The organism is Streptomyces sp. NPDC055400, assembly GCF_053644375.1.
Window position 1 is genome coordinate 902,520 of record NZ_JBSHLM010000001.1, and the last position, 24,527, is coordinate 927,046.

Here is a 24,527-nt window from a genome sequence, read left to right on the forward strand (position 1 = left end):
CCCCGCACCCCTCCGCTCGCTTCATCGCCGAAGCGTCCCCCTAGGAGTACGCCGTGACCGTCCCCTCCCCCGGCGCCGCCGCGCCGCCTCGCGCCCCCGAGGGCCAGCCGCGCAAGGCAGCGCTCGCGGCCTGGACCGGCAGCGCCCTGGAGTACTACGACTTCTTCATCTACGGCAGCGCCGCGGCCCTGATCTTCCCCAAGGTCTTCTTCGACGAGTCCGACCCGGCGAACGCGACGCTGCTCTCCCTCGCCACCTTCGGCGTCGCCTACGCCGCCCGCCCCATCGGCGCGCTCTTCCTCGGCCACATCGGCGACCGGCTCGGCCGCAAGAAGATCATGGTCTTCACGCTGATCCTGATGGGCCTGTCCACCTTCCTCATCGGCTGTCTGCCGAGCCGCGCCCAGGCCGGCTCGCTCGCCCCCGTGCTGCTCGTGCTGTGCCGCGTGCTCCAGGGCATCTCCGCCGCGGGCGAGCAGGCCAGCGCGAGCTCGATGACGCTGGAGCACGCGCCGCCGGGCCGCCGCGGCTTCTTCACGAGCTTCACCCTCAGCGGCACACAGGCGGGCCAGCTCATCGCCACCCTCGTCTTCATCCCCGTCGCGGCCCTGCCCGAGGACCAGCTGCTCTCATGGGGCTGGCGCGTCCCGTTCTGGCTGAGCGTCGCCGTCGCCGTCGTCGGGTACGCGATCCGGCGCTCCCTGGAGGAGACCCCGGCCTTCGCCAAGCAGGCGGCGACGGAGGGCGTCGTGAAACTGCCGCTGGCCGTCCTGCTGCGCGACCACTGGGCCGACGTCCTGCGCGTCGTCGCCGGGTCCCTGATCGCCTCCGTGAGCACGATCTTCACGGTGTGGGCCCTGTCGTACGCGACGAGCGACTCGGTGGGCATGGACCGGTCCGGGATGCTGTGGGTGGGCGCCCTCGCCAACGTGGCGGCCCTCGGCGCGATCCCGCTCTGGGCGAAGCTCTCGGACCGTATCGGCCGCAAGCCGGTCTACCTCGTGGGCGCCGTCGGCAGCGCCGTGCTCATGGCCTGCTATCTGTGGGCGATCTCCACGGGTTCGTACCCGCTGGTCCTCGTCCTCGGCATCCTCACCTTCGGCGTCGTGTACAGCGCGGCCAACGGTGTCTGGCCGTCCTTCTACGGCGAGATGTTCTCGACCCGCGTGCGGCTCTCCGGTGTGGCGATCGGCACGCAGATCGGCTTCGCGGTGGCCGGGTTCGCGGTGACGTTCGCGGCGCAGCTCGCGGGTCCGGACGGTGACGACTGGTCCACGGTCGCCCTGTTCACCGCGGCGCTCTGCGTACCGCCGGTCGTCGCGGCCCTCACCGCGCGCGAGACGCACCGGGTGCCCGCGGACCGGCTCGGCCTGCGCGAGGAGGCCGGGGCCGCCGGCCGCGTACCCGCCGAGGTCTGACCTCGCCATCGCCCCACGACGGCCGAACTGGCCCGCGCGGCCCCGCACTTCACCACCGGAATTCGTATCGCGCCGAATCGGAGCCGGTGACGGGGCCGCGCCGTAGGGTTGACCTCCCGGCCACAGATGGGGGATGGCATGCAGCGCTATGAACGGCTCCGGCAGATCCGGCGGCTCGACCCGGACCGGGACTGGCTGACGATCTACCGGCTGACCGCCACCTACGAATTCCCGTGGGACCTCACACGGGCACTGGAGCTGGCGCTCTACCGCACCTACGCCGTGCCCAGTATCGGACAACTACTCGCCAGGACAGCGGAACTGACGGAGCGTTCACAGAAGCGGTACGACGACACCTCGCTCCTGCTGGACGCCGTCGTCGAGCACGGCTTCGACAGCGTCCAGGGGCGCACGGCGATCCGCCGCATCAACCAGATGCACCGCAGCTACGACATCAGCAACGACGACATGCGGTACGTCCTGTGCACGTTCGTCGTCGTGCCCCGACGGTGGATCGACGCCTACGCCTGGCGCCGCCTCTCGCGCCACGAGGTGATCGCCTCGGCGCACTACTACCGCGCGCTGGGCCGGCACATGGGAATCCAGGGCATCCCGGAGTCCTACGAACAGTTCGAGACCTGCCTCGACACGTACGAGGCCGAGCACTTCGGCCGGGACGAGGCCGGGCGACGGGTTTCGGACGCGACACTCACGCTCATGGCTTCGTGGTATCCCGGCGTCCTGGAACCGGTGCTGAAGAAGGCGACGGTCGCGCTGCTCGACGAGCCGCTCCTGCGTGCCTTCGACTACGAGCCGCCGAGCCCTCTCACGCGCACGCTCGTCCGGGGCGCCGTCCGCCTGCGCGGCCGTGCGGTGCGTCTGCTGCCGCCCCGCCGCACGCCGCACCATGCCCGCCAGAACTGGGAGATCAGGGGCTATCCGAACGGCTACCGGGTCGGTGAGCTCGGCACGTTCCCGACGCCGGGCCTGCGCGGCTGCCCCGTCCCGCACGCGGCGCCGCCCGGCGAGGGTTCAGCGGATCACAGGCCGCCGCCGCGCACCACGTAACTGCATCGCGTGTACGAGTATCCCGACCTGATCTCGCCCTGCCCCGACGTGCCGCCGTCCGCCCGCCGGCGCGGTACCGGCTGGTGGTGGGGCTGCGCGGGCACGGCCTGCGGCGATGAGGCCTTGCCGGTCCGGACGCCTACCCTGGCGTGACGGGCGCGCCGGACCCGGGAGGCCCGAAGCCGGGCGGGGAACCGGGGCCCGCGCCGACGCCCCTGTCCGCATCTGCGTCAGCAGCAGTCGAGTCACCCGGACCCGCCGTCGGCTACCGCGTCACCGCATCCCGGGGAATCGAGTCCGCCGGCACCGCGTCCTGCGGCTCCCGCTCCTCTGATCCCGCCCCCGCGTGCCCGTCCCCCCACACCCATCTCGGTCCCCCGACCGTCAGGCGTCGCGCCAGAGGGACACCATCCGCACCGGCGCACGCGCTGTCAATCGTGCGCGCACGCCACGGTCGGGCCCTGCCTTCGAGGCCACGAGGCGCATCAGCACGCCGCCATCGGCATCTCCCCAGGCCAGAGATCTATACACCACGTCTATACACCTCGCGTATACACGCTATGTATAGTCCTCGCATGCCTACCGCGAATCAGAAGATGAGGAAACTCAGGGCCGCGTTCCACGCCGCCGCCGCGCTCTTCACCGCCGGTGCCCTGGCCTTCGGCCTGAGCGGCTGCACCTCGTACGACACGACCGCCCCGAGCGGGGCCAGGGCCGACAGGAGCCACACGGACGCCAAGAACGCGCCGGCCTCACTGGGGACCGTCGACTGCCGCAGGGCGAAGTGCGTGGCGCTCACATTCGACGCGGGCCCGAGCGAGCACAGCGCGCGGCTGCTCGACATCCTGAAGGAGAAGCACGTCCCCGCGACGTTCTTCCTGCTCGGCAGGAACCACATCGCGAAGTACCCGGAGCTGGTCAGACGCATGGAGCGCGAGGGTCACGAGGTCGCGAGCCACACCTGGGACCACAAGATCCTCACCGACATCGGCGACGCGCAGATACGGGAGGAGTTCGAGCGGCCGGACGACGCGATAGAGCAGCTGACGGGGAAGCGGCCGACGTTGATGCGGCCGCCGCAGGGCCGCACGAACAACCACGTCAGCGAGCTCGCCAAGGAGGAAGGGCTCGCCCAGATCCTGTGGAGCGTGACGGCCAAGGACTACACGACGTACGACTCGGCCGTGATCAGGAAACGCGTCGTCGACCAGACGAAGCGTGACGGGATCATCCTGCTGCACGACATCTACAAGGGCACCGTGCCCGCGGTCCCCGGCCTGATCGACGAACTCAAGGCGAAGGGCTACGTGTTCGTGACCGTGCCGCAGCTCTTCGCGCCGGGGAAGGCCGAGCCGGGCAGAATCTACCGGCCCTGACCCGCCTCCCCCGCATCACCTGGGTTCCCTACAGCGTGACCTTCAACTCGCCGTAGCCGAAGCCGATGAACGACTCCACGTGAGGGGCCGCGCCCTCGCTCGCGTCGAGTGCGAGGCCGGGGAAGCGCGCGAACAGCGCGGGCAGCGCGATCGCCGCTTCGAGGCGGGCGAGCGGCGCGCCGACGCAGTAGTGGACGCCGTACCCGAAGGCGAGGTGCTCCTTGTCGACACGCGTGACGTCGAAGGATCCCGCGTCCTCGCCGTGGCGCAGCGGATCGCGCCCGGCCGAGGCGTACGTCGCGAGGATCGCGTCGCCCTGCGGGATCTTGACGCCGTCGGGCAGCTCGATGTCCTCGACGGCGTACCGCAGCGGCAGGTTGGCGATCGAGGGGGCCCAGCGCAGGGTCTCCTCGATCACGTCGTTCCAGGGGATCTCGCCCGCGAGGACGCGGGCCAGCTGGTCAGGGTGGCTGAGCAGAGCCTGCACGGCGTTGCCGATGAGGTTGACGGTCGTCTCGTGGCCGGCGCCGATGACGAGCAGCAGCGTGTCGATGAGCTCCTGCTCGGTGAGGCCCGAGCCGTCCTCGTCGTCGCGGGTGGTGATCAGGACGCTGGTGAGGTCGTCGGCGGGTGTCTCGCGCTTGAGGGCGACCAGGCCGCCGAGGAGCTCCTGCACCTCCTGCCAGATGGCCATGGCCTGTTCGGGGGTGACGGTGGTGTCCATGATGCCCGCGATGAGGCGCGCGGCGTCGGCCTGCCGGTCCTCGGGCAGCCCGAACAGTTCGCAGATGACCTGCATGGGCAGCGGGTGCGCGTACGCGGCGCGCAGGTCGACGCGGCCGTCCGGCGCCTCGGCCATCCGGTCGAGGAGGCCGGCGGTGAGCTCCTCGATGCGGGGGCGCAGGCCGTCGGTGCGGCGCTTGGTGAACGCGGGCGAGATCAGCTTGCGCAGGCGGCGGTGGTTGCTGCCGTAGGCGGTGAACATGTTGGTCACGCCCACCCAGGAGTTGACCCAGGTCTCGCGGAACTCACCGTTGATCCAGGCGGGCCAGTGCTGGTTGGGGTCCTTGGAGACGCGGTCGTCGGCGAGGAGCTGCTTGAGGACCGTGTACTGGGTCGGGGCCCAGGCGTGTATGCCGCCCGGGAGTTCGACGAGTGCGGCCGTACCGCGCGTGCGCAGCAGGTCGGCCTCCGCGTGGAGTCCGCGTCCCGCGGGGTCGATGACGTGGGGGTCGTGTGCCATGGGGCGCTCCAGCCGGCGTGGGGGTTTCATGATCAAATCGGCACAACAGATCGTAGGGTCTCAGGAGTGAGGAAGCACGTGGATCCGGCGCGCGCCGGGCAGCGCCGCGAAGGGCGCCCGCGGTTCTAGGATCCGGGCGTGGCCTTCTTCCGAATCACCCGTGAATCGCCGCTTTCCGCCGCCGAGGCGTGGCGCCGCATGACGGACTGGGAGCGGCACGGGGACGTCGTCCCCCTCACCCGTGTCAGGCTCGCGACCCCGCCTCCGACCGGCGAGGGCACCGTCTTCGTGCCGCGGACCGGCGTCGGGCGGCACACCTTCGACGACCCCATGGAGGTCGTCGACTGGGCACCCCCGTACGGCGACTCGGCCGGGCGGTGCCGCCTGGAGAAGCGCGGCACGTTCGTCACCGGCTGGGCCGAGATCGAGGTGGCGCCGTACGGCGCCGGGTCCCTCGTCGCATGGCGCGAGGAGATCCGCGTCCGCCCGCTGCCGCGCTGGTGCGACCCGCTGCTCGCGAGGGCGGGCCGCCTGATGTTCACACGGGCGGTCAAAAAGCTGCTCCAGTACGGAGGTTGAGCCCCGGAAACGGGATCACTCACCCTCTTCCGATGACGCGCCTGGCGCCCGCGAGGACCGCCGTCGCCAGGGTCCAGCCGGAGACCATGAGGAAGACGGCGACGGCCTTGCCCGCGCCCTGCGGATCCCAGGAGCCGCGGTAGCCGAGACTCGCCACGGGGATGAGCAGGTCGACGCTGTAGAGGACCGGGTCCCAGGCCCGCTGCCCGGCGCCGCCGACCGCGCGCGGCTCGTGGTAGGCGAACCACAGGGAGCCCGCGGCGGCCAGGGAGAGCAGCCAGACGAGCGCCCGGCGCGGGGCGTAGCCGTAGCCGAACAGGAGGTCCTGGACCAGGCCCCAGGCGCGCCCCGACAGCCGGTCGAGGCGGCGCACATGGCGCTCCCTCGCGTGCCGCACGGTGCGGGCCGCCCGCTCGTCGCCCGCGCTCTCGTACGACGTCGCCAGCTGCTCGAAGGAGCTCGCGCCCGCGTTCGGGTCGCGGGTCAGCCAGCCGATGCGGGCGCGGACGTCAGCGCTTCCGGCGGGGTCGGCGGTTTCCAGGCGCTTGTACGAGAAGCCCTCGAGGTTGAGCCGGCCCGGGGCGGCCCAGGTGGCGGCCGAGTCCACGAGCACGTCGACGGCCGCGTCCTGGAGGACCACGGCGCCGGCCGGTGGTTCACGCAGATCGAGGCGGAGCCGTGGCACCCGGAGGCGGCTCAGGAGCAGTGCGCCCGCGGGCGCGCCGATGACGCTGTCGTGGAACGTGACCACGCCCTCGATCGCGGCGGCGCGCAGCAGCACCTGCCCGGCGCTGCGGAAGCCCCAGTCGGCGTACAGGCCGCGCCCGCAGGCGAGTCCGGTGCCGTCGAGGCCCCCGACGTCCGCGCCGTTGAGGTTGAGGGCGTACGCGATCTGGGCGTCCCTCAGATAGAGGGCGCCGGAGGCGGTGAGGCCGCGCGCGTGGACCGAGCCCGACACGTTCAGGCGGGGGGCGAGCAGGGACCAGGGGCCGGAGTCGGCGACCGTGAGGTCTTCGACGACGAGGTTGCCGTCTATGCGCGCGTCGGCCAGTTCCAGCACGGCCGATGTGGAGTCCTCCGGCAGGCGGCGCGGGACCCGCGGGCCGTCACCGGCCGTGGGCGGGCCGGTCAGCGGCCGGGGTACGGGCGTTCCGCTGCCGAGCGTGGCCCCGGACAGCCGCAGGTCGCCGTCGACGGTGACCCGGTTCGCGTGCACGGCAGGCGCCTTCGACCCCGACAAGTCCAGTGCGCTGACGGTGAGTTCGGCCAAGCGGAGAGGCTCGTCGAAGACGCAGTCGACCAGTTCGAGGACGGCGTCGACGCGGCAGCGGGACAGGTCGAGCCGCCCGCGCACGCGCAGCCCCTCGAATCTGAGCGGGCCACCGGTGCCGCCCTCGTGTCCGGCGATCTCCTCGCGCAGCCGGGCCGCGTCGACCGTGTCACCCGGCACCGGGCGCCACCTCGGACGCCTGCTCCCCCTGAGACGTGCCATCGTCGCCTCCCCCTTCTCTTCCTCCTCGCAGGAGATATCACGCGAGGGCGAACACGCGCGCGGTCCTTGCGGTGATACTGAATTGATGGACCGCTCCTCCCAGTTCGCGCCGTTCGGTACGCGCGCTGCCGCGCTGCTCGGCCAGTGGCAGCAGCAGAACCACCGCCCGCTGACCGCCCCGGCCTGGCTCGACACCGGCGGCAGCGGTGCGTCCCTGGCCTCCGTGTTCGTCCGCGACCGCGATCCGGGGCGCACCAAACGGCGGATGATCATCAAGCTCTGTTCCCCGGACGGCGACTCCTCGATGGAACCGGGGCGGCTCGCCGCCGCGAGGCGGTCCCTGCCGAACGGCGATCCCTCGTTCGCCCGCGACCATCTCGTGGAGCAGCTCTACGATCCGATGCCGGTGGACGACGCCTGGCTGATGTTCCAGGGCTTCGCGGGCAACGACGAGACCATGGTGACGCTCAGCACGATCCTGCGGCAGCGGCGCATGCCCGGCGTCGCCGCGCAGATCACGCGGTCCCTGCTGGCCGACTGGAATCCGGACGAGGACTCGGACGGCCAGATGTCCGCGGCCTCGTTCGTCTCCGAACTCCTCGACCTGCGCCTCGAACCGATGGAACCCCTGACCGTCTGGGTCCGCGACAAACTGGGCCTCGACCTCGAGACCGCCTGGATCAGACTTGGCCGCGCCCACGACGCACCGGTCCCCAACCCCGTACACCTGAGAGGAAGTTGCCCGCTCGCGGCGCGCACCATCGACTACCCGATGCGCGGCCGGGCGCACGGCGATCTGCACCCCGGCAACATCATGGTGCCCAGGGAGCCCGACGCGGACATCGGCCGCTACGTCCTGATCGACCTGTCGCGCTTCGACGAGCGGGCGTTGCTCGCCCGTGACCCGGTGCATCTGCTGCTCTGTCTGGTGGCCGACTTCCTGCCGCACCTGTCCGACGACGCCCGCGCCGAGCTCCTCGACCTGCTCATCGGCCGGGACACCCCGGGTCTGCTGATCCCGCAGGGCCTGGCCCGGACGGTCGACGAGGTGCGCAAGGCACCGGGCGGCTGGCTGCACCAGCGCACCATCTCGGGCCAGTGGACCGGGCAGTGGCTCCTGTCGATGCAGGCGTGCGCGCTGATGTTCACGGCCCGTGTCCGGTACGACGCGCGGGACCGGTGGTGGTTCTTCCGGCTCGCGGCGGAGGCGGCCGGCGCTTATCTGGGGCCGGCCGAAGCGTACGAGCCGGGTGAGGTGAAGTTCGTGCCGGGGCCACGGGAGGCCGAACCGAAGGCGGTGGAGGTGGTGGTGGCCGCGGCGGCGAAGGTGCCGGAGCAGGTGACACCGCCCGAAGCGAGGCCCCAGGCGGAGCCCGGTCCCGTACGCGTCCCCGCCCCCGCCCCCGTACGGGAGGCAGCCCCCGAGACTCCCCCGCAGGCACTCCCGGGCACGCTCCCGGCGCTCCTCCTGGACCTCGGCAACGCCTTCGGGACCGGGCTCGAAGAGCTCAGGCAACAGGAGGCGGGGTCGGTCATCGCCAAGACGCTCGGCTCCATCAGGGAGCGGGCCTACCGGGGACAGATCGATCTCTCGGCGCTGCTCGACGCCGCCGACGGCACCCTCGGCGAGGAGGACCGGGCCCGCCTCCACGAGGTCCGCGGGCACCTCGCCGGTGTCACCGAGGCGGCGAACGAGCCGGGGTTCTCGTACAAACAGCCGTTGTTCGTACGGGACCTGGCTCATCGGGCCCTCGTCATGAGGATCGACCAGCTGCTCGGATCCGCGCGAGAGGCGGCGCGCGGCCTTCAGGCCGGTGAGGCCGGTAAGTCCGGTACGACCGGTCAGGCCACCGACTCGATCCGGACGGAGGGTGCGCGCGCTCCGTCGGGGTGAATCGGCGTGTGGGCGCCGGTCAGCGCGACGCCGCTGCCGCCGCGCCGGTTGGCGACGATCTCCGCGGCGATGGACAGGGCCGTCTCCTCGGGGGTGCGGGCGCCCAGGTCGAGGCCGATCGGCGAGCGCAGGCGCGCCAGTTCGAGCTCGGTGACGCCGACGTCGCGCAGGCGGTCGTTGCGCTCGAGGTGGGTGCGGCGGGAGCCCATGGCGCCGACGTAGGCGACGGGCAGGCGCAGCGCGAGCCGGAGGAGCGGGACGTCGAACTTGGCGTCGTGGGTGAGGACGCACAGGACGGTGCGTGCGTCCGTCCGCGTGCGCTCCAGGTACTTGTGGGGCCATTCCACGACGATGTCGTCGGCGTCGGGGAAGCGGGCCGGCGTGGCGAAGACGGGGCGCGCGTCGCACACCGTCACGTGGTAACCGAGGAACTTGCCGATCCTGACGAGCGCCGCCGCGAAGTCGATGGCCCCGAAGATGATCATGCGGGGCGGGGGGACGGACGACTCGACGAGGAGGGTGAGGGGCTGCCCGCACCGCGAGCCGCTCTCGCCGATCTCCACGGTGGCGGTGCGTCCGGCGTCGAGGAGCGCGCGGGCCTCGCCGGCCGCGGTGCGGTCCAGTTCGGGGTGCCCGCCGAGGCTGCCCTCGTAGCCGCCCGCGAAGCCGCTTTCGGGGTCGCCGTCGGCGCGTACGAGGAGGGCGCGGCCCATGAGTTCGGCCGGGCCCCGGGTGATGCGCGCGACCGCCGCCGCCCTGCCTCGGGCGGCGGCGGACAGCGCCGCCGCGAGCACCTCCCGTCCCGGGGTGTCCGCGCGAACCGGGGTGACCAGGATGTCGATGATTCCGCCGCAGGTCAGCCCCACGGCGAAGGCGTCGTCGTCGCTGTAGCCGAAGCGTTCGAGGACGGTCTCGCCGTCCTGGAGTGCCTGTTGGCACAGTTCGTAGACGGCGCCCTCCACGCAGCCGCCGGAGACCGAGCCGATCGCTGTGCCGTCGCTGTCGACGGCGAGTGCGGCTCCCGGCTGCCGGGGCGCGCTCCCGCCGACGGCCACCACGGTGGCCACGGCGAAGTCGCGTCCCTGCTCGACCCACCGGTGCAGCTCTTCGGCGATGTCCAGCATCTCTAGGTCTCCTTGTCGGTTGCGTGGAGGGCGCGGGGCCCCTCACGGGCCGGGCGTCAGTGGACGCCCAGCCATCCTTCGATCGGGTTGAGGGCGAAGTACACGAGGAAGATCACCGTGAGGCCCCACATGAAGGCCCCGATCTCCCGGGCCTTGCCCTGGGCGACCTTGATGGCGACCCAGGAGATGACGCCCGCGGCCACACCGGTGGTGATGGTGTAGGTGAAGGGCATCAGGACCACGGTCAGGAAGACCGGGATCGCGGTGGCGCGGTCCGCCCAGTCGACGTGCCGGGCGTTCATCATCATCATCGCGCCGATGACGACGAGCGCGGCGGAGGCGACCTCCTGGGGCACGATCGCGGTGAGCGGGGTGAAGAACAGACAGGCCGCGAAGAACAGGCCGGTCACGGCGGAGGCGAGACCGGTGCGGGCTCCCTCGCCGACGCCGGTCGCGGACTCGACGAACACGGTCTGACCCGAGCCGCCGGCGACACCGCCGATGGCGCCGCCCGCTCCGTCGATGAACAAAGCCTTGGACAGGCCCGGCATGCGGCCCTTTTCGTCGGCGAGCTCGGCCTCGGTGCCGACGCCGATGATGGTGGCCATCGCGTCGAAGAAGCCGGCGAGGACCAGGGTGAAGACGATCATGCCGACGGTCATCGCGCCGACTTTGCCCCAGCCGCCGAACTCGACATGGCCGAAGAGCGAGAAGTCGGGCGTCGAGACCGCGCTGCCGTGCAGCTCGGGGGCTCCGTTGGCCCACTGCTTGGGGTTGATCACGTCGAGCGCGTTGAGAATCATCGCGACGACGGTGCCGGTGATGATGCCGATCAGGATGGCGCCGGGGGTGTTGCGGGCCTGGAGCATGAAGATCAGGAGCAGGGTGCCCGCGAAGAGCAGGACGGGCCAGCCGGCGAGTTCTCCGGTGGCGCCGAGCGTGAGCGGGGTGGCCTTGCCGACCTGTACGAAGCCGGACTTGTAGAGGCCGATCAGGGCGATGAAGAGGCCGATGCCCATCGTGATGCCGTGCTTGAGCGCGAGAGGAATCGCGTTCATGATCAGTTCACGGAGACCGGTGACGACCAGGAGCATGATCACCACGCCGTACATCACGCACATGCCCATGGCCTGCGGCCACGTCATCTCGGGGGCGACCTGCGAAGAGATCACACCTGAGACGGAGAGGCCGGCGGCGAGTGCGAGCGGCACCTTGCCGACGAAGCCCATGAGGAGCGTGGTGAACGCCGCGGCGAAGGCGGTGGCGGTGATGAGGGCCTTCTGGCCCATCATGTCGCCCGCCACGTCCTTGCCGGACAGGATCAGGGGGTTGAGCAGCAGGATGTACGCCATGGCCATGAAGGTCGTGACGCCGCCGCGCACCTCACGCGCGACGGTCGATCCTCGTTCGGATATGTGGAAGTACCGGTCGAGCCAAGACCTGCCGGCCGACGGACGCGAGCCTGCGCCCGCGTCTTCGGCGGTGGTCTTCGGCTCCAGAGACTGCTGGGTCATGGTGCCTACTCCCAAGGTTCACAGGGACACCCGCACACACTTCGTTGGAGATCGCGGGATTTGGGATGGTGCGTGGGCTGCACGACCCGGGGGACGGCCCGAGACGAACGGGGTGATGCGTAGCTGTGTTACGCACGAAACCGTGTTGCTGGTGGTGCTGGTGGTGCTGGTGGTGCTGGAAAGAACCGCGAGCGGTGCGGTACTTGAAGGCTCCGGACGGTGCGGGCTGGGAAGTGTGACGTTCCTGGGAGGCACGCACCGTCCGGAGAGCTCTGTCAGGCCGGGCCCGTTCCCGTGAGGTGCTCGGGGCGTACCGGAGTCCGGTCGAGCTCCAGGCCCGTCGCGTTGCGGATCGCCGCGAGGACGGCGGGCGTGGACGACAGGGTCGGGGCCTCGCCGATGCCGCGCAGCCCGTACGGGGCGTGGTCGTCGGCGAGTTCGAGCACGTCGACGGGGATGCTCGGCGTGTCGAGAATCGTGGGGAGCAGGTAGTCCGTGAAGGAGGGGTTCCTGACCTTCGCGGTCTTGGGGTCGACGACGATCTCCTCCATCACCGCGATGCCCATGCCCTGGAGGGTGCCGCCCTGGATCTGCCCGACGACGGACAGCGGGTTGAGCGCCTTGCCGACGTCCTGGGCGCAGGCCAGCTCGATGACCTTGACCAGGCCGAGCTCGGTGTCGACCTCGACGACGGCGCGGTGCGCGGCGAACGAGTACTGCACGTGACCGTTGCCCTGACCGGTGACCAGGTCGAAGGGGACGGTGGGCCGGTGGCGCCACTCCTCCTCCACCTCGACGGCCTCGCCCTCCAGGACGTCGACGAGATCGGCGAGTACCTCTCCTCCGTCGGTGACGACCTTGCCGCCCTCCAGGAGGAGTTCGGCCGTCGCCCACGCCGGGTGGTAGGTGCCCTTCTTGCGGCGCCCGATCTCCAGGACCTTCTCGCGCACCAGCTCGCAGGCGTTCTTGACGGCGCCGCCGGTCACGTACGTCTGACGCGACGCGGACGTGGAGCCGGCCGAGCCGACCTGCGTGTCGGCGGGGTGGATGGTCACCTGCCCGACGCCCAGCTCGGTGCGGGCGATCTGCGCGTGGACGGTGATGCCGCCCTGGCCGACTTCCGCCATGGCGGTGTGCACGGTGGCGACGGCCTCGCCGTTGATGACCTCCATGCGCACCTTGGCGGTGGAGTAGTCGTCGAAGCCCTCGGAGAAGCCGACGTTCTTGATGCCGACCGCGTAACCCACACCCCGGACGACGCCTTCGCCGTGCGTGGTGTTGGACAGACCGCCGGGCAGCTGGCGCACGTCGGAGCCCTCGCTGGACTCCCACTGGCGCTCCATGGGCAGCGGCATCGCCTGGACACGGCGCAGCAGTTCGGCGACCGGGGCCGGGGAGTCGACCGGCTGGCCCGTCGGCATGAGCGTGCCCTGCTCCATGGCGTTGAGCTGCCGGAACGCGACCCGGTCCATGCCCACCTTGTCGGCGAGCTTGTCCATCTGGGCCTCGTACGCGAAGCACGCCTGGACCGCGCCGAAGCCGCGCATGGCGCCGCAGGGCGGGTTGTTCGAGTAGAGCGCGATCGCCTCGATGTCCACGTCGTCGATCACGTACGGACCGACGGAGAGCGACGAGGCGTTGCCGACGACCGCCGGCGAGGCGGAGGCGTAGGCGCCGCCGTCGAGGACGATCTTGCACTTCATGTGCGTGAGCTTGCCGTCCTTGGTCGCCCCGTGCTCGTAGTAGAGCCTCGCGGGGTGGCGGTGGACGTGCCCGAAGAACGACTCGAAGCGGTTATAGACGATCTTGACCGGCTTGCCCGTGCGCAGCGCCAGGAGGCAGGCGTGGATCTGCATGGACAGGTCCTCACGGCCGCCGAAGGCGCCGCCGACGCCGGAGAGCGTCATGCGGACCTTGTCCTCGGGCAGGCCGAGGACGGGGGCGATCTGCTGGAGGTCCGAGTGCAGCCACTGGGTGGCGACGTACAGGTCGACGCCGCCGTCCTCGGACGGCACGGCCAGACCCGACTCGGGGCCGAGGAACGCCTGGTCCTGCATGCCGAAGTAGTACTCGCCCTTGACGATGAAGTCGGCCTTCTTGGCCGCCTCTTCGGCGTTGCCGCGGACGATCGGCTGGCGGTGCACGATGTTCGGGTGCGGGACGTGGCCGATGTGGTGGTCGTCGCGGTCCTCGTGGACGAGGATCGCGTCCGGCGCGGTCGCGCTCGCCTCGTCGGTGATGACGGGGAGTTCGCGGTACTCGACCTTGATCTTGGCGGCGGCGCGGCGCGCGGTCTCCGGGTGGTCGGCGGCCACGAGGGCGACGGGCTCGCCGTGGTGGCGGACCTTGCCGTGGGCGAGGACCGGGGTGTCCTGGATCTCCAGGCCGTAGTTCTTCACGTCGGTCGGCAGGTCGTCGTACGTGAGAACCGCGTAGACGCCGGGAGTCGCGAGGGCCTCGCCCGTGTCGATGGAGAGGATCTCGGCGTGCGCGACCGGGGAGCGCAGGATCTGGCCCCACAGCATGTCCTCGTGCCACATGTCGGACGAGTACGCGAACTCGCCGGTGACCTTGAGGGTGCCGTCCGGGCGGAGCGTGGACTCGCCGATGCCGCCCTTGGTCTGGGAGCCCTGCGTGACGTTGAACGGGATGCCGGTGGTGCGTGTGTCGGCCATGGCGTCAGGCTCCCTGGCTCGGAACAGTTGCGGACTGGCGCGCGGCGGCGAGCCGTACCGCGTCCATGATCTTCTCGTAGCCCGTGCAGCGGCACAGGTTGCCCGACAGGCCCTCACGGATGTCCGCGTCGGACGGGTCCGGGTTGCGCTCGAGCATCTCGTCGGCGGCGACCAGGAGACCCGGCGTGCAGAAGCCGCACTGGACGGCGCCGGCGTCGATGAACGCCTGCTGGATCGGTGAGAGTTCATCGCCCTCGCCGGTCTGCGAGTCACTCGGCTTGGACTGCCACTGCTGGGCGTCCTGGAGCGAGGTGCCCGCCGTGCCGGCCTGGCCCGCGTCGTCGCCGCAGGCGCCGCTCGCGCAGCCCCCGTGCTGCGCGCGCTGCCTGGCGAAGTCGGCGAGACCCTCGACGGTGACGACCTCGCGGCCCTCGACCTGTCCGGCCGCGACCAGACACGAACAGACCGGTACGCCGTCGAGGCGGACGGTGCAGGAGCCGCACTCGCCCTGCTCGCAGGCGTTCTTGGAGCCGGGCAGCCCCATGCGCTCACGCAGGACGTACAGGAGGCTCTCGCCCTCCCACACGTCGTCGGCTTCCTGCTGACGGCCGTTGACCGTGAAATTGACGCGCATTACGCGACTCCCTCCGTGCTGGCGGCGGTGCCGCGGTAGGACTCCCAGGCCCATGTCAGGGTGCGGCGGGCCATGATGCCGACGGCGTGCCGGCGGTAGCTCGCGGTGCCCCGGACGTCGTCGATCGGGTTGCAGGCGGCCGAGCAGAGGTCCGCGAACTGCTTGGCGGCCGAAGGGGTGATGATCTTTCCGTTGTCCCAGAAGCCGCCCTCTTCGAGCGCGGCGTTCAGGAACTCCTCGGCGGCCTTGGCACGGACCGGGGTCGGCGCGGCAGAGCCGATGCCGGTGCGGACCGTACGGGTCTCGGGGTGCAGCGCCAGGCCGAAGGCGCACACGGCGATGACCATCGCGTTGCGGGTGCCGACCTTGGAGTACTGCTGCGGGCCGTCGGCCTTCTTGATGTGGACGGCCCGGATGAGCTCGTCGGCGGCGAGCGCGTTGCGCTTCACGCCGGTGTAGAACGCGTCGATCGGGATACGGCGCGAGCCGCGTACGGACTCCACCTCTACCTCGCAGTCGGCGGCGAGGAGCGCGGGGTGGGCGTCACCGGCGGGCGACGCGGTGCCGAGGTTGCCTCCGACGCCGCCGCGGTTGCGGATCTGCGGCGAGGCCACCGTGTGCGAGGCCAGGGCCAGGCCGGGCAGCTCGGCGCGCAGGTTTTCCATGATCTTGGTGTACGGGACGGAGGCGCCGAGGCGGACGGTGTCCTGCCCGACCTCCCATTCGCCGAGCTCTCCGATGCGGTTCAGGTCAAGGAGGTACTCGGGGCGCCGGTGGTCGAAGTTGATCTCGACCATCACATCGGTGCCACCCGCGAGCGGCACAGCGGTGGGGTGCTCGGCCTTGGCGGCGAGCGCCTCCTCCCAGCTGGCGGGGCGAAGGAAGTCCATGAGCGGCTCTCTTCTTCGTGATCTCGTGGTCGGTCGTTCGAACGGATCGAGCCACGGGATGTGCGGACCTCGAAGGCTCGTTCATGTGCTGTTTACGTGGAGTGGGCTCAGTACACAGCGCGGCACTCCGCCGTGGTCAGTCACGGAAACCATGAAGGAGTTGGCTGGCCAACCGGGACGTCTTGTAGATTCATATAAACGGCGGGCACCGGGAGCCTCACCGCTTTCCCCTTGAAGCGCAGAACCACACGCAACACGGACACGGTGCCCGGGAAGCGGCCCCGGCCGCCTCACCGTCAGGCAAGCACAACCTTCGAGACAGATCGGCGGCAATGAGATGCGGCTGCGCGCCCTCCTTGATACAGACGCGCTGGGCCTCAGGCTGCTCGGCGGCGAGGACGAACTGGACCGCACCGTGCGCGGTGTGATGACCACGGACCTGCGGGACCCCAGCCGCTACCTCTCCGGCGGCGAGCTGGTCCTCACCGGGCTCGCCTGGCGCCGGGACGCGGCGGACTCCGAACCGTTCGTCCGCATCCTCGCGACGGCCGGCGTGGCCGCGCTCGCGGCCGGTGAGGCCGAGCTCGGGGCCATTCCCGACGACATCGTCGACGCATGCGCGCGCCACCGGCTCCCGCTGTTCGCGGTGAACGAGTCCGTCGCCTTCGCCACGGTCACCGAGCACGTCGTGCGCCAGGTCTCGGGCGAGCGGGCCGGCGACCTGGCCGCCGTCGTCGACCGGCACCGGCGCCTGATGACGTCCGGCCCCGCGGGCGGCGGCCCCGACGTGGTCCTCGACCTTCTCGGCACCGACCTCGACCTGCGCGCCTGGGTGCTCTCCCCCGCGGGCCGGGCCATCGCCGGGTCGAGCGCGGCGGGCCCCGAGCTGCCCGCCGGCGTCTGCGCCCGCCTCGCGGCCGAGCACCTGGCGGCCACCCGCACGGGGCGGCGCGGGCCGCACCGGGTGACGATCGAGGGGGGCGGCGCGAAGCGTCTCGACGAGGGGCGGCGGCCGGGCGACGGGTCGGGAGGCACGACGTACTCGCTCTTCCCGATCCGCAGCGCGGGCCGCGGCGCGGCGCCCGCCTCCCGCGACGTGCGCGAGACGGTCCTGTCCGACTGGCTGCTCGCCGTCGAGGCGGACGCGAGCGACTGGCCCGCGGAGCGGCTCGACCTGCTCCAGGGCGTGACGCAGCTGATCGCCGTCGAGCGCGACCGCCGCGACGCGGCCCGCACCGTACGCCGCCGGCTCGCGCAGGAGGTCCTCGAACTGGTCCAGACGGGCGCCGCCCCCGCCGAGATCGCCGCACGCCTGCGCGTCGCCGCGCCCGTGCTGCTCCCCGGCCTCGGCGCCGCCCCGCACTGGCAGGTCATCGTGGCGAAGGTCGAGTGGGACGGCGGCGACATCGAGGGCGGCCCGGTCGCCCAGTCGCTCCTGGAGGAGATCCTCGTCGACCCTCTGTCGGCCGGGCCCGAGCCCTCCGACCGCATCGCCGTCGCCCACCACGGCGACGAGGCCATCGCCCTGGTGCCGCTGCCCGCCGTGCCGGACGAGCACGAGGGGGTGCAGGCGGGGCTGCACGCCGACGCACTCCTGGACTCCGTACGCGATCCGCTGACGGCGGGCCTCGCGGACGACGGGCGGCTCACGCTGGGCGTCAGCGCCGCCGTGCACTCGGCGGAGGGGCTGCGCGGGGCCCTGGAGGAGGCACGGCACGCCCGCCGCGTCGCCGCGGCCCGTACGGGGCGCGTGTGCGCCGCGGGGCACCAGGAGCTGGCCTCGCACGTCCTGCTGCTGCCGTTCGTCCCGGACGACGTGCGCCGCGCCTTCACGGCCCGCCTCCTCGACCCGCTGCGCGACTACGACCGCAAGCACCGCGCCGAGCTCATTCCGACCCTGGAGGCGTTCCTCGACTGCGACGGTTCGTGGACGCGCTGCGCGAGCCGTCTGCACCTCCACGTCAACACGCTGCGCTACCGCGTCGGGCGGATCGAACAGCTCACCAACCGCGATCTCTCGCGGCTCGAGGACAAGCTGGACTTCTTCCTGGCCCTGCGTATGAGCTGAACTCGGGCCGCCCGAAAGGTGTTTCGAACCCCGTCCGCCACCCCATGCGTTTGTGAAATCTTTCACCTACCCCCTTGGCCGAGTGCGCACATCCATGCTGAGATGCGCGCACGACAGCTCGGCTCAATGGTGTGCTCGGGGAGGGCAACGTGGCGCATACCGCCATGTCTGGTTCCGGAACGACTGCAGGGGACGATCCACTCCAGACCGCGGTATGGCGGCTGCGCTCGCGCGCCTGCTGGACCGACGCGGCCGCGCTGCTCGAACGGCTCGCCGCGACGGACGCGCGGGCCGCGCTCCAGCGGGCCGCGCTGCTCGGGGAGCGCTGCCTCTACACCGAGCAGGGCTGGGCCGCCGCGGAGGACGCGCTGCGCGCCGCCGAGGCCCTGGCCCACGACGACGGCGAGCGCGGCGCCGCGGCCTGCGAGCGCGGCCAACTCGCCTACTCCGCGACACTGTTGGGGGTACGGGACCGGGCCGACGAGGCGCGCTCCGCGCTCGGCAGGGCCGCCGCGCTGCTCCCGCCCGGCGCCCCGGGACGCGCCCTGCTGGACTTCCGGCGCGGCCTGATGGCGGAGAACCTGTCCGACTCGCCGCAGGCGGCCAGAGCCGCGTACCGCAGGGCCCACGCGGGTGCGACGGCGCACCCCGATCCGCTGCTGCTGTCCTTCACCTGGCGTCATCTGGCCGGACTCGCCCTGCGCGAAGGCGAGTTGACGGAGGCCCGGCACGGTTTCGCCGAGTCGCTGCGCATCCGCGAGGAACTCGGCTACCTGGTGGGCACGGCGCCGGCGCTCGCCTCCCTCGCGGAGGCGGAGCCCGACCCGGAGGCGGCGGCCCGGCTGCGCGCGGAGGCGTCCCGCCTGTTCCGCCTCCTGGGCGGCGTCCCCACATGGCTGGCGGAGCACTTGCCGACGGCGGCCTGACGGTCCAGGGCCTGACGATCCGGGGGCCTGCTGGAGGCCCTAGTCCGCCGCCCCGGCGAAGTGCTCCCGTACCAGCGCCCGCACCACCGTGAGGTCCTGGGCCTCCAGGGCCGCGAGGAGTGCCATGTGTTCCGCGGCGTCGGCCACCAGGTCGGCGCGGCGGGACAGCGGTCCGCCGCCGGGCAGGGGCCACTGCGAGCGGCGGTGCAGGTCGTCCGCGACCTGTACGAGCTGTTCGTTGCCGCCGAGGGCGAGCATCGCGCGGTGGAAGGCGCGGTCCGTCTCCGCGTAGTGCGCACGGTCGCCGCCGGCGGCCGCGACGGCCGTCGCGTCGGCGAAGGGCCGCAGCTCGGCCCAGCGCGCCACCGGCACCGTACGGGCGAGGCGCAGCACCACGGGCACCTCGATCAGGGCCCGCACCTCGGCCAGCTCGGCGAGCTCGCGGGCGCTGCGCTCGGTGACACGGAAGCCGCGGTTCGGCACGACCTCGACGGCGCCTTCGCGGGCCAGCTGCTGCATCGCCTCACGCACGGGCGTCGCCGAGACGCCGAGGCCGTCCCCGAGGGCGGGAGCGGAGTAGACCTCGCCGGGCACGAGGTCGCCGTCGACGAGCGCGGTGCGCAGCGCGTCGAGCACCTGCCCGCGCACGGAGGTCCGCTCGACGCGGGGGCGCGGCAGCGGCGTCTCGCTGTGGGTGTGCTCGCCCCGGGTCTGCTCGGGCACCTGGTGCCACTGGGCGGCGCCCCGCTGCTCGGGAACGCCCGCGGGCAGCCCTGAGGCGGCGCTGTCGGCGCGCGCTCTGGCCTGCTCCACCCAGGTCCTCCCCGGTCGTCGGTAATCCGTGGAATTCCTCCAATGCAGAACCATAGGCCGCTGGGACCGCAGTTCAAACCCCCGAGCGTTCGGGTAAGGTAAGGCTTACCTGCTAACGATCGCGATTCGGTGGTCTCCTGCATGCCTTTTCCCGCGTCGGTCCCCGTGGCCACCAGTGCGCTCACGCCCGCGTACACCCGGCTGACCGAGGTGTTCGCGGGTCTGCGGATCACGGAGCTCACCGAGACCGAGCAGCCCCCTCAGGGCAGCGGCTGGGTCGCCGCCGCCCGGCTCGCGGAGGGCGGAACCGCCCTCGACGCTTTCCTCGCGTGGGACCACGCACAGGTGCTCAAGGACTACGGGCAGCAGGCCCGCCCGGACGTCGTCGCCAGCTTCGGCCTGCACCGTTACGCCTGGCCCGCCTGCCTGCTGGTCACGGTGCCGTGGTTCCTGGACCGCCGCGTCCCGCGCTTGCCCGTGACGAACGTCGCCTTCCAGCGCGCCCTGGGCCGGATGGCCGTACGCGTCACCGACTTCGCCTGCCTGCCGGGCGACCCGGCCGCCGCGCTGCCCGGCGCCCACGTCGTGCCGGACGAGGAGGCGCTGCGGGCCGAGGTGCGCGCGGCCGTCGCCGACCACCTGGGCCCGGTGCTCGCCGGATTCGGGCCGCGGATGCGGCGCGGCCCGCGCGCCCTGTGGGGCATGGCGACCGACGAGATCGTCGAGGGCCTCTGGTACGTCGCCCATCTGCTCGGCGAGGAGCGACGCGCGATGCGGGAGCTCGAACTGCTACTGCCCGGCACGACGAAGCCGTACGTCGGCAAGCCCGCGTTCCGCGAACTCACCGGCCCCGAGGGGCAATCGCTGCCGACGCGCGACCGGGCGAGCTGCTGCCTCTTCTACACGCTGCGCCCCGAGGACACCTGCGTGACGTGCCCCCGCACCTGCGACGCGGACCGTGTGGCGAGGCTGAGCGCAACCGCCTGAGCGCGATGACGGCAACCCCTTCCCCATGAACCACCCTTTCGGGTGACGTGATTCGAACTCAACTTCCCTCACGCTCATGGGAGTTCGAGCGCATACCCGCTTCGTACGCCCCCTCGCACTCCAATGGCGTTCTCTTGTCCCGAAACTCCTTGCGGGCCAGTGGCCTTGAGCCAATATGGCGGCCGAAAAGCCCTACCGCGACGCAAGGGACCCCAGATGAGACTGACCGACATATCGCTGGACTGGCTGCTTCCCGGCGCCGTGCTGCTCCTGGGCCTGCTGGCGGCGGTGGCGGTCCTCGCGCGCAGCAAGCGCGCCGGGGAGAAGGCGGCCGCATCGACCGACGACTCGTGGGAGCGCAGCGAGGAACGCCGCAGGCGCAAGGAGGCCGTCTACGGCACCGCGTCCTACCTGCTGCTGTTCTGCTGTGCCGCCGTGGCCGCCGCGCTCTCCTTCCACGGGCTTGTCGGCTTCGGCCAGCAGAACCTGAACCTGTCCGGGGGCTGGGAGTACCTCGTCCCGTTCGGCCTCGACGGCGCGGCCATGTTCTGCTCCGTGCTCGCGGTGCGCGAGGCGAGCCACGGCGACGCGGCGCTCGGCTCCCGGATACTCGTGTGGACCTTCGCGGGCGCCGCCGCCTGGTTCAACTGGGTGCACGCGCCGCGCGGCCTCAGCCACGCGGGCGCGCCGCACTTCTTCGCCGGCATGTCCCTGTCCGCCGCGGTCCTGTTCGACCGCGCGCTGAAGCAGACGCGCCGCGCGGCCCTGCGCGAACAGGGCCTGGTGCCGAGGCCGTTGCCGCAGATCCGGATCGTGCGGTGGCTGCGCGCGCCCCTCGAGACGTACGGCGCCTGGTCGCTGATGCTGCTCGAAGGGGTGCGCACCCTGGACGAGGCGGTGGAGGAGGTGCGCGAGGACAAGCGCGAGAAGGAGCAGACCCGGCTGCGCAGGCGCGAGCACGAGAAGCTGGAGCGGGCCCAGCTCAAGGCGATCAGCCGGGGCCACCCCACGCTCGGCGGGCGCGGAGGGCGCCAGGTGGACGTGCAGACCGCCGTCTCCGCGGGGGCCGGCACGGGGCAGGCCGGCGCGGAACCTGCCATATCGGAGGACCCGCCGCCCTCACCGCAGGAACAGCTTCCGCTGCGCGCGCGTCCCTCCCTCCAGGCCGTCAAGAGCGGCCATGAAGCCGGCAAGCCCGTCACGGTCGACCTCACGGCGGAGGACGACACCCAGGCCCTGCCGCGGCTCGACTCTCTGGAGCAGAAGCTCAAGGACCTCGAGCAGCAATTCGGCTAGGTCCTGTCGTCCGAAGGGAGTTCGGCCCGGCGGGCGTGCCGTTCCGGGCGGTGGTCCCGCGGTGTCACGCGGGGCCGCCGTCCAGTTCGAACCAGACCACCTTGCCCACACCCAGTGCCCGTACCCCCCAGGCGTCCGCGAGGGACTGCACCAGGACCAGGCCCCGGCCGTGCGTACCGTCGTCGGCGACCGGTACGCGCAGCCTCGGCCTGCGCCCCACGAAGTCCCTGACCTCTACCCGGAGCCGTTTCGGCCCGACGGTGGCCGTGAGGACGGCGTCGTGGTCGGTGTGCACCAGGGCGTTCGTCACCAGTTCGCTGGTGAGCAGCTCCGCGGTCTGAGACCTCTCCGGCGGGCCCCACTCGTCGAGGAGTTCGCGCAGTGCGCGTCTCGCCTCGGGCACCGCCCGCAGATCGGACCGCCCCAGCGTGCGCCTGAGCTTCGCGCCGCCGCCGTCCGTCGTGCCGTCGTTCCCCGCTCCGTCGCCGCCCGGCGCTTCCTCCGTTGGGGAGCGTCCGGCCACCGTGGTGGGAACGCGCCCTCGTACCAGCCGTTTCATGACCCCCGCCCGCACGCCGATGACCCTGACCCTTCTCCTGCGACCACGCTCGAACGCGTACACGGGAATGCATGCCCCGCACGCATGTCCGCACTCCTGTGGATTCATCCACCAACGAACTCGCGGACCGGCGGGCGCGAGGAGGGCGACACGTACCGGCTACGGGCGCGGCATGTTGCGGATGTTGGAGCGGGCCATCTGCACCATGCGGCCGACGCCGCCGTCCAGGACGATCTTGGAGGCGGAGAGCGCGAAGCCCGTCACCATCTCGGCGCTGATCCTCGGCGGGATCGACAGGGCGTTGGGGTCGGTGACGATGTCGACGAGGGCAGGGCCCTTGTGCTTGAAGGCGTCCTTCAGTGCCCCGGCGAGCTGCTTCGGCTTCTCCACGCGCACCCCGTACGCACCGCACGCGCGGGCGACGGCCGCGAAGTCCGGGTTCTTGTTCGTCGTCCCGTACGACGGGAGCCCCGCCACGAGCATCTCCAGCTCGACCATGCCGAGGGAGGAGTTGTTGAAGAGGACGACCTTGACCGGCAGGTCGTACTGGACGAGGGTCAGGAAGTCTCCCATCAGCATGGAGAAACCGCCGTCACCCGACATCGAGACGACCTGACGGTTCCGGTCGACGAACTGGGCGCCGATCGCCATCGGCAGCGCGTTGGCCATGGAGCCGTGCGAGAACGAACCGATCACGCGGCGGCGCCCGTTGGGCGAGATGTAGCGCGCCGCCCACACGTTGCACATGCCCGTGTCGACGGTGAACACGGCGTCGTCGGCGGCTAGTTCGTCGAGCACGGAGGCGACGTACTCGGGGTGGATCGGGACGTGCTTCTCGACCTTCTTCGTGTACGCCTTGATGACGCCTTCGAGGGTGTCCGCGTGCTTCTTGAGCATCTTGTCGAGGAAGCGCCGGTTCGTCTTCGACTGCACGCGCGGAGTCAGACAGCGCAGCGTCTCGCGCACGTCGCCCCACACGGCGAGGTCCAGCTTCGAGCGCCGGCCGAGGTGCTCCGGCCTGACGTCGATCTGGACGATCTTCACGTCCTTCTGCGGCAGGAACGCGTTGTACGGGAAGTCCGTGCCGAGCAGGATCAGCAGATCGCACTCGTGCGTCGCCTCGTACGCGGCGCCGTACCCGAGCAGCCCGCTCATCCCGACGTCGAACGGGTTGTCGTACTGAATCCATTCCTTGCCGCGCAGGGCGTGTCCGACCGGTGACTTGACCTTCTCGGCGAACTCCATGACCTCGGCGTGCGCGCCCGCGGTGCCGCTGCCGCAGAAGAGGGTGACCTTGGCGGCCTCGTCGATCATCTCGACGAGCCGGTCGATCTCCGTGTCGCCCGGGCGGATGGTCGGCCGGGACGTGACGATCGCCGTCTCGACGGACTTCTCGGGGGCGGGCCGGTCGGCGATGTCGCCGGGCAGCGTGACGACGCTGACGCCCGACTGGCCGACCGCGTGCTGGATCGCCGTCTGCAGGACGCGCGGCATCTGCTGCGGGTTGGAGATCATCTCGCTGTAGTGCGAGCACTCCTGGAAGAGCCGGTCCGGGTGGGTCTCCTGGAAGTAGCCGAGGCCGATCTCGCTCGACGGAATGTGCGAGGCGAGGGCGAGGACCGGCGCCATGGAGCGGTGGGCGTCGTAGAGCCCGTTGACGAGGTGCAGATTGCCGGGCCCGCAGGAGCCTGCGCAGGACGTCATCTTCCCGGTGATCTGCGCCTCCGCCCCGGCGGCGAACGCGGCGGTCTCCTCGTGCCGTACGTGGATCCAGTCGATCGCGGAATTGCGGCGGATCGCGTCGACGACCGGGTTCAGGCTGTCACCGACGACGCCGTACATACGCTTGACGCCCGCGCGGACGAGGATGTCGACGAACTGCTCGGCGACGTTCTGCTTGGCCATGACTCACGCGCCCCTTCACGAACCGGGTACTGCGAACAATCGGGATACTCGTGGTCCCATGAATTC

The 24,527-nt window shown here is 71.5% G+C and carries 19 protein-coding genes; 9 read left to right on the top strand and 10 right to left on the bottom strand.

The annotated features are described in order from the left end of the window. Positions 1–53: 53 nt before the first annotated feature. The 3 genes from ACWIGU_RS04070 to ACWIGU_RS04080 all read left to right on the top strand — a co-directional run bounded on the left by ACWIGU_RS04070 (position 54) and on the right by ACWIGU_RS04080 (position 3,862). Positions 54–1,418 (top strand): MFS transporter, encoded by a 1,365-nt coding sequence (locus ACWIGU_RS04070; RefSeq protein ID WP_454397116.1) that lies wholly within the window; start codon positions 54–56, stop codon positions 1,416–1,418. Between the two features lie 138 nt (positions 1,419–1,556). Beyond that, the gene (locus ACWIGU_RS04075; protein ID WP_454397118.1) at positions 1,557–2,486 is read left to right on the top strand and encodes an oxygenase MpaB family protein; all 930 of its coding nucleotides are present in this window, start codon (positions 1,557–1,559) and stop codon (positions 2,484–2,486) included. Between the two features lie 596 nt (positions 2,487–3,082). Further along, positions 3,083–3,862: a polysaccharide deacetylase family protein gene (locus ACWIGU_RS04080; RefSeq protein WP_454397286.1), complete on the top strand. Its 780-nt coding sequence runs from the start codon at positions 3,083–3,085 to the stop codon at positions 3,860–3,862. A 28-nt stretch (positions 3,863–3,890) separates the two neighbouring features. On the opposite strand, the gene ACWIGU_RS04085 is transcribed toward ACWIGU_RS04080, so the two are convergent. Continuing rightward, positions 3,891–5,105, bottom strand: a complete 1,215-nt coding sequence (locus ACWIGU_RS04085) for a cytochrome P450 family protein (protein WP_454397120.1) — start codon at positions 5,103–5,105, stop codon at positions 3,891–3,893. Between the two features lie 138 nt (positions 5,106–5,243). Between ACWIGU_RS04085 and ACWIGU_RS04090 the strand changes: the two genes are divergently transcribed. Next, positions 5,244–5,684 carry an SRPBCC family protein gene (locus ACWIGU_RS04090; RefSeq protein WP_454397122.1) on the top strand — a complete coding sequence of 147 codons (441 nt, stop codon included), beginning with the start codon at positions 5,244–5,246 and terminating at the stop codon, positions 5,682–5,684. Positions 5,685–5,703: 19 nt separating this feature from the next. Here ACWIGU_RS04090 and ACWIGU_RS04095 read toward each other — a convergent pair whose 3' ends face one another. Beyond that, a complete protein-coding gene (locus ACWIGU_RS04095) occupies positions 5,704–7,134 on the bottom strand; it encodes a hypothetical protein (protein ID WP_454397124.1) in 1,431 nt (476 codons plus the stop codon). Between the two features lie 127 nt (positions 7,135–7,261). Here ACWIGU_RS04095 and ACWIGU_RS04100 point away from each other — a divergent pair, with 127 nt between their 5' ends. Beyond that, positions 7,262–9,070 (top strand): hypothetical protein, encoded by a 1,809-nt coding sequence (locus ACWIGU_RS04100; protein WP_454397125.1) that lies wholly within the window; start codon positions 7,262–7,264, stop codon positions 9,068–9,070. Here ACWIGU_RS04100 and ACWIGU_RS04105 read toward each other — a convergent pair. The 5 genes from ACWIGU_RS04105 to ACWIGU_RS04125 form a co-directional block, all read right to left on the bottom strand. Beyond that, a complete protein-coding gene (locus tag ACWIGU_RS04105) occupies positions 9,019–10,194 on the bottom strand; it encodes an XdhC family protein (RefSeq protein ID WP_454397127.1) in 1,176 nt (391 codons plus the stop codon). The two genes, ACWIGU_RS04100 and ACWIGU_RS04105, sit on opposite strands and share 52 nt — an antisense overlap. A gap of 56 nt (positions 10,195–10,250) precedes the next feature. After that, on the bottom strand, positions 10,251–11,708 hold the full coding sequence (locus tag ACWIGU_RS04110; protein ID WP_454397129.1) for an NCS2 family permease: 1,458 nt from the start codon (positions 11,706–11,708) through the stop codon (positions 10,251–10,253). Positions 11,709–11,983: 275 nt separating this feature from the next. Continuing rightward, positions 11,984–14,383 (bottom strand): xanthine dehydrogenase family protein molybdopterin-binding subunit, encoded by a 2,400-nt coding sequence (locus tag ACWIGU_RS04115; RefSeq protein WP_454397130.1) that lies wholly within the window; start codon positions 14,381–14,383, stop codon positions 11,984–11,986. A gap of 4 nt (positions 14,384–14,387) precedes the next feature. After that, positions 14,388–15,017 (bottom strand): (2Fe-2S)-binding protein, encoded by a 630-nt coding sequence (locus ACWIGU_RS04120; protein ID WP_454397132.1) that lies wholly within the window; start codon positions 15,015–15,017, stop codon positions 14,388–14,390. Continuing rightward, on the bottom strand, positions 15,017–15,907 hold the full coding sequence (locus ACWIGU_RS04125; RefSeq protein ID WP_454397134.1) for an FAD binding domain-containing protein: 891 nt from the start codon (positions 15,905–15,907) through the stop codon (positions 15,017–15,019). Before ACWIGU_RS04125 ends, ACWIGU_RS04120 begins: the two co-directional genes overlap by 1 nt. Before the next feature lie 337 nt (positions 15,908–16,244). On the opposite strand from ACWIGU_RS04125, the gene ACWIGU_RS04130 reads away from it, so the two are divergent. Next, positions 16,245–17,975 carry a PucR family transcriptional regulator gene (locus ACWIGU_RS04130; protein WP_454397136.1) on the top strand — a complete coding sequence of 577 codons (1,731 nt, stop codon included), beginning with the start codon at positions 16,245–16,247 and terminating at the stop codon, positions 17,973–17,975. A gap of 164 nt (positions 17,976–18,139) precedes the next feature. Then, the gene (locus tag ACWIGU_RS04135; RefSeq protein WP_100591784.1) at positions 18,140–18,901 is read left to right on the top strand and encodes a hypothetical protein; all 762 of its coding nucleotides are present in this window, start codon (positions 18,140–18,142) and stop codon (positions 18,899–18,901) included. A 39-nt stretch (positions 18,902–18,940) separates the two neighbouring features. On the opposite strand, the gene ACWIGU_RS04140 is transcribed toward ACWIGU_RS04135, so the two are convergent. Then, a complete protein-coding gene (locus ACWIGU_RS04140) occupies positions 18,941–19,714 on the bottom strand; it encodes a GntR family transcriptional regulator (RefSeq protein WP_454397138.1) in 774 nt (257 codons plus the stop codon). Positions 19,715–19,855: 141 nt separating this feature from the next. Here ACWIGU_RS04140 and ACWIGU_RS04145 point away from each other — a divergent pair, with 141 nt between their 5' ends. Beyond that, positions 19,856–20,701 (top strand): (2Fe-2S)-binding protein, encoded by an 846-nt coding sequence (locus ACWIGU_RS04145; protein WP_454397140.1) that lies wholly within the window; start codon positions 19,856–19,858, stop codon positions 20,699–20,701. 216 nt (positions 20,702–20,917) lie between these two features. Next, a complete protein-coding gene (locus ACWIGU_RS04150) occupies positions 20,918–21,997 on the top strand; it encodes a DUF2637 domain-containing protein (protein ID WP_454397142.1) in 1,080 nt (359 codons plus the stop codon). A 64-nt stretch (positions 21,998–22,061) separates the two neighbouring features. Here the strand turns inward: ACWIGU_RS04150 and ACWIGU_RS04155 are convergent, their stop codons facing one another. Both ACWIGU_RS04155 and ACWIGU_RS04160 read right to left on the bottom strand, forming a co-directional pair. Next, the gene (locus ACWIGU_RS04155; RefSeq protein WP_454397144.1) at positions 22,062–22,556 is read right to left on the bottom strand and encodes an ATP-binding protein; all 495 of its coding nucleotides are present in this window, start codon (positions 22,554–22,556) and stop codon (positions 22,062–22,064) included. 159 nt (positions 22,557–22,715) lie between these two features. Further along, entirely contained in the window at positions 22,716–24,461 is a 1,746-nt protein-coding gene (locus ACWIGU_RS04160) for a pyruvate dehydrogenase (RefSeq protein WP_454397146.1), read from the bottom strand. Between the last annotated feature and the right edge of the window lie 66 nt (positions 24,462–24,527).

Bases quoted from the DNA above. Each gene is read 5' to 3' on its own strand.
- ACWIGU_RS04105 (WP_454397127.1), bottom strand. From the start codon at position 10,194: ATGCTGGACATCGCCGAAGAGCTGCACCGGTGGGTCGAGCAGGGACGC.
- ACWIGU_RS04155 (WP_454397144.1), bottom strand. From the start codon at position 22,556: ATGAAACGGCTGGTACGAGGGCGCGTTCCCACCACGGTGGCCGGACGC.
- ACWIGU_RS04120 (WP_454397132.1), bottom strand. From the start codon at position 15,017: ATGCGCGTCAATTTCACGGTCAACGGCCGTCAGCAGGAAGCCGACGAC.
- ACWIGU_RS04100 (WP_454397125.1), top strand. From the start codon at position 7,262: ATGGACCGCTCCTCCCAGTTCGCGCCGTTCGGTACGCGCGCTGCCGCG.
- ACWIGU_RS04080 (WP_454397286.1), top strand. From the start codon at position 3,083: ATGAGGAAACTCAGGGCCGCGTTCCACGCCGCCGCCGCGCTCTTCACC.
- ACWIGU_RS04110 (WP_454397129.1), bottom strand. From the start codon at position 11,708: ATGACCCAGCAGTCTCTGGAGCCGAAGACCACCGCCGAAGACGCGGGC.
- ACWIGU_RS04085 (WP_454397120.1), bottom strand. From the start codon at position 5,105: ATGGCACACGACCCCCACGTCATCGACCCCGCGGGACGCGGACTCCAC.
- ACWIGU_RS04075 (WP_454397118.1), top strand. From the start codon at position 1,557: ATGCAGCGCTATGAACGGCTCCGGCAGATCCGGCGGCTCGACCCGGAC.
- ACWIGU_RS04130 (WP_454397136.1), top strand. From the start codon at position 16,245: ATGCGGCTGCGCGCCCTCCTTGATACAGACGCGCTGGGCCTCAGGCTG.
- ACWIGU_RS04115 (WP_454397130.1), bottom strand. From the start codon at position 14,383: ATGGCCGACACACGCACCACCGGCATCCCGTTCAACGTCACGCAGGGC.
- ACWIGU_RS04150 (WP_454397142.1), top strand. From the start codon at position 20,918: ATGAGACTGACCGACATATCGCTGGACTGGCTGCTTCCCGGCGCCGTG.
- ACWIGU_RS04135 (WP_100591784.1), top strand. From the start codon at position 18,140: ATGTCTGGTTCCGGAACGACTGCAGGGGACGATCCACTCCAGACCGCG.
- ACWIGU_RS04125 (WP_454397134.1), bottom strand. From the start codon at position 15,907: ATGGACTTCCTTCGCCCCGCCAGCTGGGAGGAGGCGCTCGCCGCCAAG.
- ACWIGU_RS04145 (WP_454397140.1), top strand. From the start codon at position 19,856: ATGCCTTTTCCCGCGTCGGTCCCCGTGGCCACCAGTGCGCTCACGCCC.
- ACWIGU_RS04160 (WP_454397146.1), bottom strand. From the start codon at position 24,461: ATGGCCAAGCAGAACGTCGCCGAGCAGTTCGTCGACATCCTCGTCCGC.